This window comes from Actinorugispora endophytica (assembly GCF_004363075.1).
In the GTDB taxonomy this organism is placed as follows: domain Bacteria; phylum Actinomycetota; class Actinomycetes; order Streptosporangiales; family Streptosporangiaceae; genus Actinorugispora; species Actinorugispora endophytica.
In genome coordinates this window covers 184,043-199,851 of sequence record NZ_SNYN01000006.1, presented here as the reverse complement: position 1 = coordinate 199,851, position 15,809 = coordinate 184,043, and the positions used below count along the sequence as shown (strand labels likewise).

General features: G+C 72.7%; 13 protein-coding genes. 4 read left to right on the top strand and 9 right to left on the bottom strand.

Annotated features, from left to right (window positions below; genetic code table 11):
• Positions 1 to 155 precede the first annotated feature (155 nt).
• The 5 genes from carB to pyrR all read right to left on the bottom strand — a co-directional run bounded on the left by carB (position 156) and on the right by pyrR (position 7,623).
• Positions 156 to 3,458 (bottom strand): carbamoyl-phosphate synthase large subunit, encoded by a 3,303-nt coding sequence (gene carB, locus EV190_RS11180; protein ID WP_133741438.1) that lies wholly within the window; start codon positions 3,456 to 3,458, stop codon positions 156 to 158.
• Between the two features lie 144 nt (positions 3,459 to 3,602).
• Positions 3,603 to 4,766 (bottom strand): glutamine-hydrolyzing carbamoyl-phosphate synthase small subunit, encoded by a 1,164-nt coding sequence (carA, locus tag EV190_RS11175; protein ID WP_133741437.1) that lies wholly within the window; start codon positions 4,764 to 4,766, stop codon positions 3,603 to 3,605.
• A complete protein-coding gene (locus EV190_RS11170; protein WP_133741436.1) occupies positions 4,763 to 6,055 on the bottom strand; it encodes a dihydroorotase in 1,293 nt (430 codons plus the stop codon). The genes carA and EV190_RS11170 overlap by 4 nt, the downstream gene beginning before the upstream one ends.
• A 12-nt stretch (positions 6,056 to 6,067) precedes the next feature.
• Complete coding sequence (locus EV190_RS11165) at positions 6,068 to 6,994, bottom strand: aspartate carbamoyltransferase catalytic subunit (protein ID WP_133741435.1); 927 nt, start codon at positions 6,992 to 6,994, stop codon at positions 6,068 to 6,070.
• Positions 6,994 to 7,623: a bifunctional pyr operon transcriptional regulator/uracil phosphoribosyltransferase PyrR gene (gene pyrR, locus EV190_RS11160; RefSeq protein ID WP_133741434.1), complete on the bottom strand. Its 630-nt coding sequence runs from the start codon at positions 7,621 to 7,623 to the stop codon at positions 6,994 to 6,996. Before pyrR ends, EV190_RS11165 begins: the two co-directional genes overlap by 1 nt.
• A gap of 526 nt (positions 7,624 to 8,149) precedes the next feature.
• Here pyrR and bldD point away from each other — a divergent pair.
• Complete coding sequence (gene bldD, locus EV190_RS11155; RefSeq protein ID WP_133741433.1) at positions 8,150 to 8,644, top strand: transcriptional regulator BldD; 495 nt, start codon at positions 8,150 to 8,152, stop codon at positions 8,642 to 8,644.
• 214 nt (positions 8,645 to 8,858) lie between these two features.
• On the opposite strand, the gene EV190_RS11150 is transcribed toward bldD, so the two are convergent.
• A complete protein-coding gene (locus EV190_RS11150) occupies positions 8,859 to 9,314 on the bottom strand; it encodes an SAV_6107 family HEPN domain-containing protein (RefSeq protein WP_133741432.1) in 456 nt (151 codons plus the stop codon).
• 689 nt (positions 9,315 to 10,003) lie between these two features.
• The gene (locus EV190_RS11145) at positions 10,004 to 11,074 is read right to left on the bottom strand and encodes a polyprenyl synthetase family protein (protein ID WP_133741431.1); all 1,071 of its coding nucleotides are present in this window, start codon (positions 11,072 to 11,074) and stop codon (positions 10,004 to 10,006) included.
• A gap of 86 nt (positions 11,075 to 11,160) precedes the next feature.
• On the opposite strand from EV190_RS11145, the gene metF reads away from it, so the two are divergent.
• Positions 11,161 to 12,114: a methylenetetrahydrofolate reductase [NAD(P)H] gene (gene metF, locus EV190_RS11140; protein WP_133741430.1), complete on the top strand. Its 954-nt coding sequence runs from the start codon at positions 11,161 to 11,163 to the stop codon at positions 12,112 to 12,114.
• Here metF and EV190_RS11135 read toward each other — a convergent pair.
• Positions 12,029 to 12,640: a GNAT family N-acetyltransferase gene (locus EV190_RS11135; protein WP_133741429.1), complete on the bottom strand. Its 612-nt coding sequence runs from the start codon at positions 12,638 to 12,640 to the stop codon at positions 12,029 to 12,031. The two genes, metF and EV190_RS11135, sit on opposite strands and share 86 nt — an antisense overlap.
• A gap of 272 nt (positions 12,641 to 12,912) precedes the next feature.
• Here EV190_RS11135 and EV190_RS11130 point away from each other — a divergent pair, with 272 nt between their 5' ends.
• Entirely contained in the window at positions 12,913 to 14,169 is a 1,257-nt protein-coding gene (locus tag EV190_RS11130; RefSeq protein WP_133741428.1) for a DUF418 domain-containing protein, read from the top strand.
• Between the two features lie 37 nt (positions 14,170 to 14,206).
• Complete coding sequence (locus EV190_RS11125) at positions 14,207 to 15,091, top strand: SDR family oxidoreductase (RefSeq protein ID WP_133741427.1); 885 nt, start codon at positions 14,207 to 14,209, stop codon at positions 15,089 to 15,091.
• A 56-nt stretch (positions 15,092 to 15,147) separates the two neighbouring features.
• Here the strand turns inward: EV190_RS11125 and thiE are convergent, their stop codons facing one another.
• On the bottom strand, positions 15,148 to 15,798 hold the full coding sequence (gene thiE, locus EV190_RS11120) for a thiamine phosphate synthase (RefSeq protein ID WP_133741426.1): 651 nt from the start codon (positions 15,796 to 15,798) through the stop codon (positions 15,148 to 15,150).
• Positions 15,799 to 15,809: the final 11 nt, after the last annotated feature.

Here is a 15,809-nt window from a genome sequence, read left to right as displayed (position 1 = left end):
TCCTCGGGAGCGCGTCGGGCGGTCTCACAGCGGGCCGCGGAGGGCCCCGCGGGGGAACCCGTTCGCGTCCCGGACGCTCACCGGCCCCATTGTCCCGTAAAACCGGCCCGCGGCGACGGGGCGGCCCGTTCTCACGGGCCGCCCCGGGCCGACCGCTACCCGGCGGCGGCGCGCAGCGCCCGGGTGTGCTCCTGGAGGGAGCGCACCCCGACACCGCCGTCGACCAGCGCCTCGATGCCCTGCACGGCGGCGGCCAGCCCCTGCACGGTGGTAACGCTGGGCACACCGCGCACGACGGCGGCCGTGCGGATCTCGTAGCCGTCCAGGCGGGGCCCGGACTGGCCCGCGCTCCCGAACGGGGTGTTGACGATCAGGTCCACCGCGCCGTCGTGGATGAGCTGCACGATCGTCGGCTCGCCGTCGGGGCCCGTCCCCGAGCTGTGCTTGCGCACCACGCCGGCCCGGACGCCGTGCCTGCGCAGCGCCAGCGCGGTGCCCTCGGTCGCCAGGATCTCGAAGCCCAGGTCGGCCAGGCGCTTGACCGGGAAGATCATGGTGCGCTTGTCCCGGTTGGCGACCGAGACGAACACCGTCCCCGACGTCGGCAGCGAGCCGTAGGCGGCCAGCTGGGACTTGGCGTAGGCGGTGCCGAAGTCCACGTCCAGGCCCATGACCTCGCCGGTGGAGCGCATCTCCGGGCCCAGCACGGTGTCCACGCCCTGTCCCTGGCGGTCGATGAAGCGGTTGAAGGGCAGCACCGCCTCCTTGACCGCGACCGGGGCGTCCGGGGGCAGGGTTCCGCCGTCGCCCTCGGCGGGCAGCATCCCCTCGGCGCGCAGCTCCCGGATGGTGGTGCCCATCATCACCCGCGCGGCGGCCTTGGCCAGCGGGACCGCCGTGGCCTTGGACACGAACGGCACGGTGCGCGAGGCGCGCGGGTTGGCCTCCAGGACGTACAGCACGCCCGAGGCGAGCGCGTACTGCACGTTGAGCAGGCCGCGCACCCCCGTCCCGGCGGCGATGCCCTCGGTGGAGTAGCGGATGCGCTCGATGTCCTCCTGGCCCAGCGTGATGGAGGGCAGGGCGCACGCGGAGTCGCCCGAGTGGATCCCGGCCTCCTCGATGTGCTCCATGATGCCGCCCAGGTACAGCTCGGAGCCGTCGTAGAGGGCGTCCACGTCGATCTCGATGGCGTCGTCGAGGAAGCGGTCGACCAGCACCGGGTGCTCGGGGCTGACCTCGGCGTTGCGCTCGATGTACCCGGCGAGCATGGCCTCGTCGTAGACGATCTCCATGCCCCGGCCGCCCAGCACGTAGGAGGGGCGCACCAGCACCGGGTAGCCGATCTCGTCGGCGATGGCCCTGGCCTCGTCGAAGGAGTGGGCCATCCCGTGCTTGGGCGCGGGCAGCCCGGCCTCGGCCAGGACCCGGCCGAACTCGCCGCGGTCCTCCGCCAGGTCGATGGCCTCGGGGCTGGTGCCGACGATGGGCACCCCCGCCGCCTTGAGCTCGCGCGCCAGCCCCAGCGGGGTCTGGCCGCCCAGCTGCACGATCACGCCCGCGACCTCGCCGGTCAGCTGCTCGGCGCGCACGACCTCCAGGACGTCCTCCAGCGTCAGCGGCTCGAAGTAGAGCCGGTCGCTGGTGTCGTAGTCGGTGGAGACCGTCTCGGGGTTGCAGTTGACCATGACGGTCTCGTAGCCCGCGTCGGACAGTGCGAAGGAGGCGTGCACGCAGCTGTAGTCGAACTCCACGCCCTGGCCGATGCGGTTGGGGCCCGAGCCCAGGATGATCACCTTGGGCCGGGTGCCCTGGGGGACCTCGGTCTCCTCGTCGTAGCTGGAGTACAGGTACGGGGTCCGGGCGGCGAACTCGGCCGCGCAGGTGTCCACGGTCAGGTAGACCGGGTGCACGCCGAGGGCGCCGCGCAGCTCGCGGACGACCTCCTCGTTCCTGCCGGTGACCTCGCCGATCTGCGCGTCGGAGAAGCCCAGCCGCTTGGCCGAGCGCAGCAGCCCGGCCTCCAGCTTGGGGGCCGCGGCCAGCTCCCGGGCCTTCTCCTCCAGCAGCATCATCTGGTCCAGGAACCACGGGTCGATCCTGGTCGCCTCGTACAGCTCCGCCACCGTCGCGCCCGCGCGCAGCGCCTGCTGGACCTGGTGGAGGCGGTGCTCGGTGGGCACGGCGGCCGCGCGCAGCAGCTCGGCCCGGTCCCCGGGCTCGCCGGCCCAGGACAGGCCGACGCCCTTCTTCTCCAGCGAGCGCATGGCCTTCTGCAGCGCCTCGGGGAAGGAGCGGCCGATGGCCATGGCCTCGCCCACGGACTTCATGGTGGTGGTCAGGCCGGGGTCCGCGCCGGGGAACTTCTCGAACGCGAAGCGGGGCACCTTGACGACCACGTAGTCCAGGGCCGGCTCGAAGCTGGCCGGGGTCTCGGCGGTGATGTCGTTGGGGATCTCGTCCAGGGTGTAGCCGATGGCGAGCTTGGCGGCGATCTTGGCGATCGGGAAGCCGGTGGCCTTGGAGGCCAGCGCCGAGGAGCGCGAGACGCGCGGGTTCATCTCGATGACGATGATCCGGCCGGTCTCGGGCTGCACGGCGAACTGGATGTTGCAGCCGCCGGTGTCCACGCCGACCTCGCGGATGACGGCGATGCCGATGTCGCGCAGCCGCTGGTACTCGCGGTCGGTGAGCGTCATGGCGGGCGCCACCGTGATGGAGTCGCCGGTGTGCACGCCCATCGGGTCGAGGTTCTCGATGGAGCACACGACCACCACGTTGTCGTGGACGTCGCGCATCAGCTCCAGCTCGTACTCCTTCCAGCCGAGGATGGACTCCTCCAGGAGCACCTCGGTGGTGGGCGACAGCGCCAGGCCCTGGCCCGCGATGCGGCGCAGTTCGGCCTCGTCGTGCGCGAAGCCCGAGCCGGCGCCGCCCATGGTGAAGGACGGGCGCACCACGACCGGGTAGCTCAGCGCCGCGGCGGCGTCCAGGCACTCCTCGATGGTGTGGCAGATCACCGAGCGGGCGGACTCCCCGCCGATCCGGGCCACGATGCCCTTGAAGACGTCGCGGTCCTCCCCGGACTGGATGGCGTCGATGTTCGCGCCGATCAGCTCGACGTTGTACTTGGCCAGGACCCCGGCCTCGTGCAGCGCCACAGCGGTGTTCAGCGCGGTCTGGCCGCCCAGCGTGGGCAGCAGCGCGTCGGGGCGCTCCTTGGCGATGATCTTCTCGACCATCTCCGGCGTGATCGGCTCGACGTAGGTGGCGTCGGCGAACTCCGGGTCGGTCATGATCGTGGCCGGGTTGGAGTTGACCAGGATGACCCGCAGGCCCTCGGCCTTGAGCACCCGGCACGCCTGGGTGCCGGAGTAGTCGAACTCGCACGCCTGGCCGATGACGATCGGCCCGGAGCCGATCACGAGCACGGATGACAGATCAGTACGGCGCGGCATTGCTTGTATTCCTCAGTGTCGAAGCGAGGCTGTGGAGGCGCGGGCACCGGCGCGGCCGGTCCGCGGAGGGTGTCCCGCCGCGTCCCCTGCCCCGTCCGGGGCGGACGGAACGGGGGGACGGGGCGGCGTTGGCGGTCTCCCCGGTCAGACGCCCGCGGAGGCCTGCGCGCCCTTGTGGTCGGCCATCAGGTCGACGAAGGCGTCGAACAGCTCGGCGGCGTCGTGCGGACCCGCGGCGGCCTCGGGGTGGAACTGGGCGCTGAACGCCGGGCGGTCCAGCAGCCGGAGCCCCTCGACCACGTTGTCGTTGAGCCCGATGTAGCTGACCTCGGCGCGGCCGTACCGGGTGTCGAACGGCCCGTCGGTGTCGGCCCGCACCGCGAAGCCGTGGTTCTGGCTGGTGATGTAGACGCGCCCGGTTCGGGTGTCGCGGACCGGCTGGTTGACGCCGCGGTGGCCGAAAGGCAGCTTGTAGGTGCCCAGGCCGAGCGCCCGGCCCAGGATCTGGTTGCCGAAGCAGATGCCGAACAGCGGCTTGCCCGCGTCCAGCACCCCGCGCATCGCGGCCACGGCCGCGTCCGCGGCGGCGGGGTCGCCGGGGCCGTTGCTGAAGAACACGCCGTCGGTGCCGAGGGCGAGGATCTCCTCGGCGGTGCTGCCCGCGGGCAGCACCCGGACCTCGCAGCCGCGCTCGGCGAGGCGCTGCGGGGTCATCGCCTTGATGCCCAGGTCGACCGCCGCGACGGTGAACCGGGTGGGCACGCCCTCGGGCGGGGCGACCGTGTACGGGGCGCCGGTGGTGACCTCGCCCGCCAGGTCGGCTCCCGCCATCCGGGGGCTGGCCAGCACGCGCTCCAGGAGCCGCTCGGGGTCGGTCTCGACGGTGCTGACGGCGGCGCGCATCGCGCCCTTGTCGCGCAGGTGGCGGGTGAGCGCGCGGGTGCCGGGCATCGCGATGCCCACGACTCCCTGCTGGCGCAGCTCCTCGTCCAGGGTCCGCTTGGCGCGCCAGTTCGACGGGATGCGGGCGGGCTCGCGCACGACGTACCCGGCGACCCAGATCCGGCCGGACTCGGGGTCGTCGTCGTTGACCCCGGTGTTGCCGATGTGCGGCGCGGTCATGGCCACGATCTGGCGGTGGTACGAGGGGTCGGTGAGCGTCTCCTGGTAGCCGGTCATCCCGGTGTTGAACACGATCTCGCCGAAGGTCTCCCCCTCGGCGCCGAAGGAGACGCCGTGGAACACGCGGCCGTCTTCGAGCACCAGGATCGCGGGGACCTGGGCGGACTGGTGGTTGCTTGTCGTCACTGGATCTTCCCATCGAGGACCGTCGGAACGCCGCGCAGGAAGGTGGCGGCGACGCGGCCCGGCAGCGTCATCCCGTTGAAAGGCGAGTTCATGCTCTTGGAGGCCATGGCAGCTGCGTCGACCACCCGTTCGGCGCTCGTGTCGTAGAGCGTAACGTTGGCGGGCTCGCCGACCGCGAGCGGGCGGCCCTGACCAGTGAGTCTGCCGATCCGCGCGGGCGTCTCGGACATGCGCCGGGCCACCCCGGCCCAGTCGAGGAGGCCGGTGTCGACCATCGTGTGCTGCACGACCGACAGCGCCGTCTCCAGGCCGAGCATGCCCATGGCGGCGTGGCACCACTCGGTCTCCTTGGCCTCGCTCGGGTGCGGGGCGTGGTCGGTGGCCACGACGTCGATGGTGCCGTCGGCCAGCCCCTCGCGCAGCGCCTCGACGTCCTCGGCGGTGCGCAGCGGCGGGTTGACCTTGTAGATCGGGTCGTAGCTCTCGGCGAGGTCGTCGGTGAGCAGCAGGTGGTGGGGGGTCACCTCGGCGGTGACGTCGCAGCCGCGGCTCTTGGCCCAGCGGATGATCTGCACCGACCCCTTGGTGGAGACGTGGCAGATGTGCAGGCGCGAGCCGACGTGCTCGGCGAGCAGGCAGTCGCGGGCGATGACCGCCTCCTCGGCCACCGCGGGCCAGCCCGCCAGGCCCAGCCGGTCCGAGACCACGCCCTCGTTCATCTGGGCGCCTTCGGTCAGGCGCGGCTCCTGGGCGTGCTGGGCGACGACGCCGTCGAACGCCTTGACGTACTCCAGCGCGCGGCGCATGAGCAGCGCGTCGGAGACGCACATGCCGTCGTCGGAGAACACCCGCACCCCGGCGGCGGAGTCCGCCATCGCGCCGAGCTCGGCCAGGTGCTCGCCGCCCAGGCCGCGGGTGACCGCGCCCACGGGGTGCACGTCGCAGTGGCCCGCCTCGCGGCCCAGCCGCCAGACCTGCTCGACGACCCCGGCGGTGTCGGCGACGGGGTCGGTGTTGGCCATCGCGAACACCGCGGTGTAGCCGCCCATGGCGGCCGAGCGCGAACCGGTGGCGACGGTCTCGGCGTCCTCCCGGCCGGGCTCGCGCAGGTGGGTGTGCAGGTCCACCAGGCCGGGCAGCGCGACGGCGCCGGCGGCGTCGACGACCTGGGCGCCGTCCGCGGCGAGGCCGGGGCCGATCGCCTCGATCCGGCCCCCGCGCAGCAGGATGTCGGCGCGCTCGCCGCCGAGGATCCGGGCGTCGCGGATCAGGTGGGTCGTGTTGGTCATCTTCGGCTTCCTCTAGTTCCCGGTCCCGGAGCCGGACCCGCTCAGCAGCAGGTACAGCACGGCCATGCGCACGCTGACGCCGTTCGCCACCTGCTCCACGATGGTGGAGCGGGGCGAGTCGGCGACCTCGGCGGAGATCTCCATGCCGCGGATCATCGGTCCCGGGTGCATGACGATGGCGTGGTCGGGCATCCGCGCGAAGCGGTCGCCGTCCAGTCCGTAGCGGCGGCTGTACTCGCGCGCGGTCGGGAAGAACGCGGCGTTCATGCGCTCGGCCTGGACCCTCAGCATCATCACGACGTCGCTCTTGGGCAGGACCTCGTCCAGGTCGTAGGAGACCGAGCACGGCCAGGTCCGCACCGAGACGGGCAGCAGGGTCGGCGGGGCCACCAGGGTGACCTCCGCGCCGAGGGTGTTCAGCAGCAGCACGTTGGAGCGGGCCACGCGGCTGTGCCGGATGTCGCCGACGACGGCCACGCGCAGGCCGTCCAGGCGGCCCATGCGCTCGCGGATCGTGTAGGCGTCGAGCAGCGCCTGGGTGGGGTGCTCGTGGGTGCCGTCGCCCGCGTTGACGACCGCGCCGTCCACCCACTCGGCCAGCCGGTGGGCGGCGCCCGAGGCGCTGTGCCGGATGACCACGCCGTCGGCGCCCATGGCCTGCAGGGTGAGCGCGGTGTCCTTGAGGCTCTCGCCCTTGGAGACGCTGGAGCCCTTGGCGGAGAAGTTGATGACGTCCGCCGACATGCGCTTGGCGGCGGCCTCGAAGGAGATCCGGGTGCGGGTGGAGTCCTCGTAGAAGAGGTTGACCACGGTGCGCCCGCGCAGGGTCGGGAGCTTCTTGACCGAGCGGCCGCCGACCTGGGCGAGCTCCTTGGCGGTGTCCAGTACCAGGGTGGCCTCGTCCAGGGTGAGGTCCCCGGCCGAGAGGAGGTGCCTCATCACCGGTCGGCCTCCGTCCCGGTGCCGCCGGTCGCGGTCTCCTCGGGGGCCCGTCCGGCGCGCGGCCTGGCCGGGCCGATCAGGACGGCGTCGTGCCCGTCCAGCTCCTGGAGCCGGACGGTGACGTTCTCGCGCACCGAGGTGGGGAGGTTCTTGCCGACGTAGTCGGCGCGGATCGGCAGCTCGCGGTGGCCCCGGTCGACCAGGACGGCCAGCTGCACGGCTCGGGGGCGGCCCAGGTCGTTGAGCGCGTCGAGGGCGGCGCGGACGGTGCGCCCGGAGAAGAGCACGTCGTCGACCAGGACCACGACGCGGCCGTCGACGCCTTCGGCGGGGATCTCGGTCCGGCCGACCGCGCGGGCCGGGGCCAGGCGGAGGTCGTCGCGGTACATGGTGATGTCGAGCGCGCCCCACGGGATCGAGCGGTTCTCGACCTGCTCGATGCGCTCGGCGAGGCGGCGGGCGAGGGGGACGCCGCCGGTGCGGATGCCCAGCAGGGTGATGTCGGCCCCGCCCTTGGTGCGTTCCAGCACCTCGTGTGCGATCCGGGTCAGCGCCCGGTCGATCTCGGGGCCTTCGAGAACTGCTCTCGACTGACTGCCATCATCCGCATGTTTTCGGGCATGCATGAGATGACCTCCTTCCCTGTCTCACGGGACAGGTCGTTAAAGGACGTCGGACGAAACTCACGCTACCAGCGCTGTTACCCCTGGGTGACAGAACAGGACCTCGAAGGCCACATGGATATGACACTGATCACACGAGAAAGGATTGACTTTTCGCGGACGAAAGGGTCCGGGAAGCGCGTCGAGCCGTGGAAGTGGACGGCTCCACCGCACGAAAAGCCTTGTATGACAGGACTTCCCACCTCAGGAGCCACCCCGGTGTGTCCTATTTGGTCGGGGTATGAGAGCCGCCTCACTTACGCACAGTTTGGCCACTGATTCGTCGCGTTTTCACCCAACGGCTTGACCTGATGACCCACCCCGCCTTACCGTCACTGTCCGTAACCAATTCTGGGGGCACGGCCCCGCGACCCGCCGACGAAACCGCACACACGACGTTTCCCGGCGCGGTCGCGCCGACCGCACGAACTCGTCCCGAGTCCGCCACCCGCACCAGCAGCAACCTTCACGGCCGGGGAGCATGAAGAAGATGCCATCGGAATACGCAAAGTCCCTGGGCGCGCGGCTGCGCGCCATTCGCACCCAGCAGGGCCTGTCCCTGCACGGTGTCGAGGAGAAGTCCCACGGCCGCTGGAAGGCGGTCGTCGTCGGCTCCTACGAGCGCGGTGACCGCGCCGTGACCGTGCAGAAGCTGGCCGAGCTCGCCGACTTCTACGGCGTGCCCATGTCGGAACTCCTGCCGGGAGGCGCCGCGCCGACCCCGCTGGGCCCCACACCCAAGCTGGTCATCAACCTGGAGCGCATGCAGCAGCTGCCCCAGGACAAGGCCGGGCCGCTGGCCCGCTACGTGGCCACCATCCAGAGCCAGCGCGGCGACTACAACGGCCGGGTGCTGTCCATCCGCCAGGAGGACCTGCGCTCGCTGGCGGTCATCTACGACCGCTCGCCCGGCGACCTGACCGAGGAGCTCATCAACTGGGGCGTCCTGGACCCCGAGGCGCGCCGCGCGGTGGACGCCTTCTAACCCTCCGGCCGGGCGGGTCCGCGGCGGGCCGCGAAGGCCCGCACGCCCCGACCGCGGGGTGGCGGGGCCCTTCCCGCCAAGGACGTCCGACCGCTGAGGACGTCCCGCCTCCCCTTGCTCCCGGGGCCGGGCGGAGAACAACGACGAGGAGCGGTGGCCGCCCGACCGGGCGGCCACCGCTCCTCGCGCCGTTCGGGAGTCCCCGCCCGTGCGATCAGTCCGTGCCGTGCGGGGGCCGCAGGCCGAGCAGGGACTCGGCCACCGACAGGAAGGCGCGGGCCTCCTTCAGGAGCGCGTCGGCCTCGGCCGGGGTCACCGTGTTGCTCAGCCCCGCCTCGGCGGCGGCCCGCCGGGGCGCCCCGGCGTCGAAGAAGGCCGCCCACTCGGCGAGCTCGGGGGCCGCCTTGGGCAGCAGCTCCCAGGCGCTGCGCGGCCGCCTGCCGCGCACCGGCCGCGCCCCCGGGTCGGCGCGCTGGGCGAGGACCGCCGCCGCCACCCGCAGGGCCGCCAGATGGGCGTTGACGTAGCGCGTGGGCGGAGAATCCGTCGCCTGCGCCTCGGAGAGGTAGGAGCGCGCCGACTCCAGCGCCGAGGGAACCGAAGGCGCGATCGTCCTGCGCGGGCGTCGCGTGACGTCGGAGACGGAGAAGATCGCCGGTTGGGAAATCACGAGGCCGTCACCTCCAGGCTGAGCGCCGTAGTGGACGCGGCCGGGCGAGAGGCTTCCCCTCCACCCGCCCGGCCGCACACGCTCCGGATCGCCACGGGGTGACAACCCGGAACGAGCCCGATTCGAGGGGGACTCCACGACCGTCACGGCCGAACAGCAGGCTCGAGCTGACACCCAGTAAACCCCTCGAACACGTGTTCGTCAAGAGCGTCGGAGCAGCGGAAACAACCCGCCACCGCGCCTTTACACGACTGCCCCTGCCCTTTCCGGGGCGTTGTACGCCACCGGGGCGCCCCGCGCCACGCGGATCGCGAGGTCACGGCGGGCGGCGATGGCGGGCGGGGGCCGGGGCCGCGCCCATGATGTCCGTCGCGTGAGGGTTCCGTTGACGGTCTTGGGCTTTCCGCCCTTCCCGGCCCCGAAACGGGCGGAAAGCCCACGATCATTCCGGGTGGGGGCGGAATCGGCCCTCTAATGTCCGGTGATCTTGCTGTTTCCCCCCGGAGTCAAGGTTCTCGGGGGAAATAGCAAGATCATCAACGGAAACCACGCGAAACGGACGTCGTGGGCGCGGCCCCGACCGACACCCTCCGTCGCCGCCCGCCGTGACCCCGCGATCCGCGTGGCGTGAGGCCGAACGACCCACCCGAAGCACCGGCACGCCGAACCACCCCCGCGCCGGAGCTTCCCTAGTGCCTGCGGGTGGTGGCCGCCACGATCAGGTCGGCGAGGGCGGAGCGCGCGCCGTCGGCGATCTCGTCGCTCTCCAGGGCCTTGGCGGCGTCGGCCACGTAGCCCGCGATGCGCTCCTCGCAGGCGTCCAGCGCCCCGCTGCCGGAGATCACCGAGCGCATCCACTCCACCGCCTCCGCGTCCAGGCCCGGGTCCCCCAGCAGTCTCCGGAAGCGCTCGGCGTCGGCCGCCCCCGCCATGCGCAGCGTCTCGGCCACGATCACGGTGCGCTTGCCCTCGCGCAGGTCGTCACCCGCGGGCTTGCCGGTCTCCTCCGGGTCGCCGAAGACGCCGAGCACGTCGTCGCGCAGCTGGAAGGCGATGCCGAGCGGGATGCCGTAGGCGGTGTACACCGGGGCGAGCCCGGCGTGGCGCCCGGCCAGCGCCGCCCCCAGGTGCAGCGGCCGCTCGACGGTGTACTTGGCGGACTTGAAGCGCATCACCCGGAGCGCCGCCTCGACGGTGTCCGCCCCGCGGGTCTGCTCCACCAGGTCCAGGTACTGGCCCGCCATGACCTCGGTGCGCATCATGTCGAAGGGCTCCCGTCCCGCGGCCAGCGAACCGGCAGGAAGCGCGCTCGACTGGTACATGTCCTCGCACCAGGAAAGGCACAGGTCCCCCAGCAGGATCGCGCTGCCCCGCCCGAAGGCGGCGGCGTCCCCGCTCCAGCCCGACCGCTCGTGCAGGGCCGCCAGCCGCCGGTGGGTGGCGGGCAGCCCGCGCCGGGTGTCGCTGTTGTCGATCACGTCGTCGTGGATCAGCGCGCACGCCTGGAGCAGCTCCAGCGAGGCCGCGGCCGTGTACACCCCCGGCTCGTCGCCGCCGCCCGCGCCGCGCCAGCCCCAGTAGCAGAACGCCGGGCGCAGCCGCTTGCCGCCGCCGATCATGGCGTCCAGCGCGTCCAGCACCGGTTCCAGCTCCGCTCCGATCTCCAGTATCGACGCGCGGCGGCGCCCGACGAACGCCGTGAGTTCGGCGTCGACAGCCGGACGCACGAAGGAGACTGGGGAGAAGTGCGACGAGGTCATGTCGGCAGGCTATCGGCTGTTCCCGCCGGCCGCCCCCGGGCCTCTCGCCCTAAACCCCACCGGCACGGTGGACTACAGTGGAGGCCATGCTCGCCTCACCCACGCGCTCCGCCTCCCACGGCGTCAACCCCCGTCCCCGCCACATCCACGAGCTGCTCGCGGCCGGTGAACCCACCTTCTCCTTCGAGTTCTTCCCTCCCAAGACCCCCGAAGGCGAGCGCAAGCTCTGGCGGGTGATCCGCGAACTGGAGTCGCTGCGGCCCGCCTTCGTCTCGGTGACCTACGGCGCGGGCGGCGGCACCCGCGACCGCACCGTCGACATCACCGAGCGCATGGCCACCGACACCACGCTGCTGCCCGTGGCGCACATGACCGCCGTCAACCACTCGGTGCGCGAGCTGCGGCACCTCATCGGCCGCTTCGCGGGCGCGGGGGTGTCCAACATGCTCGCGCTGCGCGGCGACCCGCCCGGCGACCCGCTGGGCGAGTGGGTCAAGCACCCCGAGGGGCTGACCTACGCCGAGGAGCTGGTGCGCCTGATCAAGGAGAGCGGCGACTTCTGCGTGGGCGTGGCCGCGTTCCCGTACAAGCACCCGCGCTCGGCGGACATCGACTCCGACGTGGACTTCTTCGTCCGCAAGTGCCGGGCGGGCGCCGACTACGCGATCACCCAGATGTTCTTCGAGGCCGACGAGTACCTGCGGCTGCGCGACCGGGTGGCGGCCAAGGGCTGCGACGTGCCCGTCATCCCCGAGATCATGCCCGTCACCAGGTACGCGACCATCGCCCGCTCCGAGCAGCTGTCCGGCGCGCCCTTCCCCGCCCACCTGGCGGCGGAGTTCGACCGGGTCGCCGACGACCCCGCGGCAGTGCGCGAGCTGGGCGTCGAGCACGCCACGAAGCTGTGCGAGCGGCTCCTGGACGAGGGCGTGCCCGGCATCCACTTCATCACGTTCAACCAGTCCACCGCGACCCGTGAGATCTACCAGCGGCTCGCCGGGGCCCCCCGCGCCGCCGCAGCGGCAGGGGCGCGGCCATGATGGCGAACGCCTGCTCCGGGCTGCCGGGGAAGTAGAAGTCGGTGAGCACGTCGACGAACCCGAGCGAGCCGTAGAGGGAGCGCGCCGGGGTCCGGCCGGTGTGCGTGGACAGGACCGCGGCGCGCTCCGCGCGCGCCGCGGTGAGCCGGTGCAGGACGGCCCGCCCGATCCCGCGCCCCTGCCAGGCGGGCAGTACGTGCACCTCGGCGATCTCGAAGGAGTCGGCGAACCAGCGGCGCGCCGCCGACGGGTCCCCGCGCTCCAGCTCGCGGGTGACCACGTCGTGCCACCACTGCCCGGCGCGGCCGTGGAAGCCGTAGGCGAACCCGACCGCGTCCCCCTCGGGGGTCACGGCGGTCACCGAGTGGAACAGCGGGTAGGCGGCGTGCTGGCGCATGATGGCCTGTCTGCCGAACACCTGCTCCCTCGGCGGCGACATGGCGGCCGAATAGATCTCCATCAACGCGGGGACCGCGTTGACGAAGGCCTGTCCGGCGAGCTCCCACAGCTCGATCTCGGTCTCCACACCGCCACCCTAGGCGGTCGGAGGCCGATCGGACCCGAGGCGGCGGAGAAGTGTCCGGTTCCCGGCCGCCGCAAGGGTCCGGTCGACGGTCCCGACGTCGGGACCACCGGACACTCCTAGGGGGCTTCCCTGAGGAGGGCGGCAGGGTCCCGCCGGTCGCGCGGACGAGTCCGGGTCATTCCAAAGAAGGATTGCCGCGCCTTCCCCGGAAGGGGGATTCTGGGAGTCGACGGCGGCCGGGCCGGGCCGCCACCGGACGAGGAGTCTCCCCGATGACGGACCCCGGGACCGCCAGCCGAGTGCGCGGGCCGGTCAGCCAGGGCGAGCGAGCGCTCGCGCCCGACCTCGCCCGCGGCTTCATGCTGCTCCTGATCGCGCTCGCCAACACCGTCTGGTACCTGTGGGCGGCCGACCCCGGCATGACGACCGCGCATCCCGACGGCGGGACCGTCCTGGACCGCGCCGTGCAGGGCGTCATGATCACCGTGGTGGACGGGCGGACGTACCCGATGTTCGCCTTCCTGTTCGGCTACGGGATGGTGCAGCTGTGGAACCGCCAGCGCGCCGCCGGGGCCGACGAGAAGAGCGTGCGGGCGCTGCTGCGCAGGCGCAACCTGTGGCTGCTGGCCTTCGGCTTCGTGCACGCCTCGCTGCTGTGGATGGGCGACATCCTCGGCGCGTACGGGTTCATGGGGCTGCTGATGGGCTGGCTGTTCCTGCGGCGCGCGAACCGCACCCTGCTGGTGTGGTCGGGAGTCGTCGTCGGCCTCCTGGCGCTGTCGACACTGTTCTCCGTCGTGGGCGCCTACTTCGCCGCGCGGGCCCCCGTCACGGAGGTCCCCGAGGCCTTCGACTTCATGGGGCTGTCGACGGGGCTCACCGGCGAGGCGGACTACCTCACCTCGATGCTGACGCGCACCGCGTTCTGGGTCGTCCTGGTCTTCGCCCAGGGCCTGCTGACCCTCGCGATCCCGGCCGCGATGCTGCTGGCCTTCTGGGCCGCGCGGCACCGGATCCTGGAGGAGCCCGGGCGCCACCTCCCGCTGCTGCGGACCACCGCCGCCGCGGGGATCGCCGTGGGCTGGCTGGGCGGGCTGCCGCACGCCCTGCACCACCTGGGCGCGTTCCCGTTCCCCGAGAGCGCGAGCTGGGTGTTCTCCTCCGTCTCCTCCTCGACGGGTCTGGCCGCCGGAATCGGCTACGTCGCCCTCTTCGGCCTCATCGCGCACCGACTGGGCGAGCGCGCCCGGGGGAGCCTGCCCGTCGTGGCGATCACCGCCGTCGGCAAGCGCTCGCTGTCCTGCTACCTCGCCCAGTCGGTGGTCTGCGCCCCGGTCCTGGCCGCCTGGGGCCTGGGACTGGGCGCGCACCTGGGGAGCGCCACGATGGCGCTGTTCGCGCTCGGCGTGTGGCTGGCCACGGTGGCGGCGGCCTACCTCCAGGAGCGGGCGGGGCGGCGCGGGCCCGCCGAGACGCTGCTGCGCGGTCTCGCCTACCGGAACCCGACGCGATCTCCGGCGCGGCGGTAGGTGCGCGTAACGGGTCATTCGCCGAAGATATGGAGTCATGGGTGAGGACCTGGCAGCAGCGCGCACCATCGGCACGACCGGCGTCACCGGGGCGGTCGGCGGCAGAGTGGCCGCGCGGCTGTCCCGGCGCGGCATCGCCCAGCGCCTGATCGTACGGGACCTCAACCGCGCCCCCGAGGCCCCCGGCTCCAGCGCGGCGATGGCGGCCTACGAGGACCCCGCGGCCTTCCAGCGCGCGGTGCGCGGCGCGGACGTGCTGTTCCTGGTCCCGGCCTCGGAGTCCCCCGACCGGGTGTCCCTGCACATCGGCGCCGTGGACGCCGCGATCGCCGCCGGGGTCCGGCACATCGTCTACCTGTCGTTCCTGAACGCGGGCCCGTCGTCGACGTTCACGTTCGCGCGCGACCACTTCTACACCGAGGCGCACATCCGCTCCACCGGGGTGGCGCACACCTTCCTGCGGTCCGGCCTGTACCTGGACCTGCTCCCCCACTGGGCGGGCGAGGACGGCGCGATCCGCGGACCGGCGGGGGACGGCCGGGTGGCGTGGGTGTCGCGGGACGACGTCGCCGACGTGGCGACCGCCGTGCTGAGCGATCCGGCCCAGCACGAGGGCAGGGCCTACGACGTGACCGGCTCCGAGGCGGTGACCCTGTCCCAGACCGTGGACCGCCTGTCGGCGCTCACCGGCAGGAGCATCCGGTACGTCCCCGAGACCTGGCTGGAGGCCGTGGCCTCCCGCAGCCGTCTGGACGCCCCCGACTGGGCGGTCGAGGGCTGGGTGAGCTCCTACGCGGCCATCGCCGCGGGCGAGCTCGCCACCGTCAGCGAGACCGTCCCCGACCTGACCGGCCACCCGGCCCAGTCCATCGAGGGCTACCTGCGCAAGCACCCCAGCGCGCTGTCCCACGTGCACGGCTGAGCCCTCCCGCCGGAACCGGTGGGGAGGGAACCGCCTGCGGGGAAACCGCCGCCGCGCTACCCCGCCTCGGCGAGCCTCCGCCCGAACTCCGCCGCGGCCGCCCTGGGGTCCTCGGCCTCCGTGAGGGCCCGGACGACGACGACGCGGCGGGCGCCCGCCGCCAGGACCTCGTCGAGGTTGCCCAGGTCGATTCCGCCGATGGCGAACCAGGGACGCGCGGGCCTCAGGGCCGCGACGCCTTCGACCACCGGCAGGCCCGCCGCCGCGCGGCCGGGCTTGGTGGGGGTGGCCCACACCGGGCCGACGCAGAAGTAGTCGACGCCGTCCTCGCCGTCGGCGGCGGAGGCGAGTTCCACCGTGCTGTTGGAGCGGCCGATCAGAGGCCCGTCCCCGATGACGTCCCGGGCGTGGCGCACCGGGAGGTCGCCCTGGCCCAGGTGCAGGACGTCGGCGCGGACGGCGCGCGCGATGTCGGCGCGGTCGTTGACCGCCAGCAGCGCGCCGTGGCGCTCGCACACCTCGCGCATGGTCTCCAGCACCGCCAGCTCCTGGCGGGCCTCCAGCGTCTTGTCCCGCAGCTGGACGACGTCCACGCCCCCGGCCAGCGCCTCGTCCAGGAAGCCGGCCAGGTCGCCCCGTTCGGTGCGGGCGTCCGTGCACAGGTACAGGCGGGCCGAGGCCAGGCGTTCTCGCAAACTCGCAGTCACGCCACTCACCC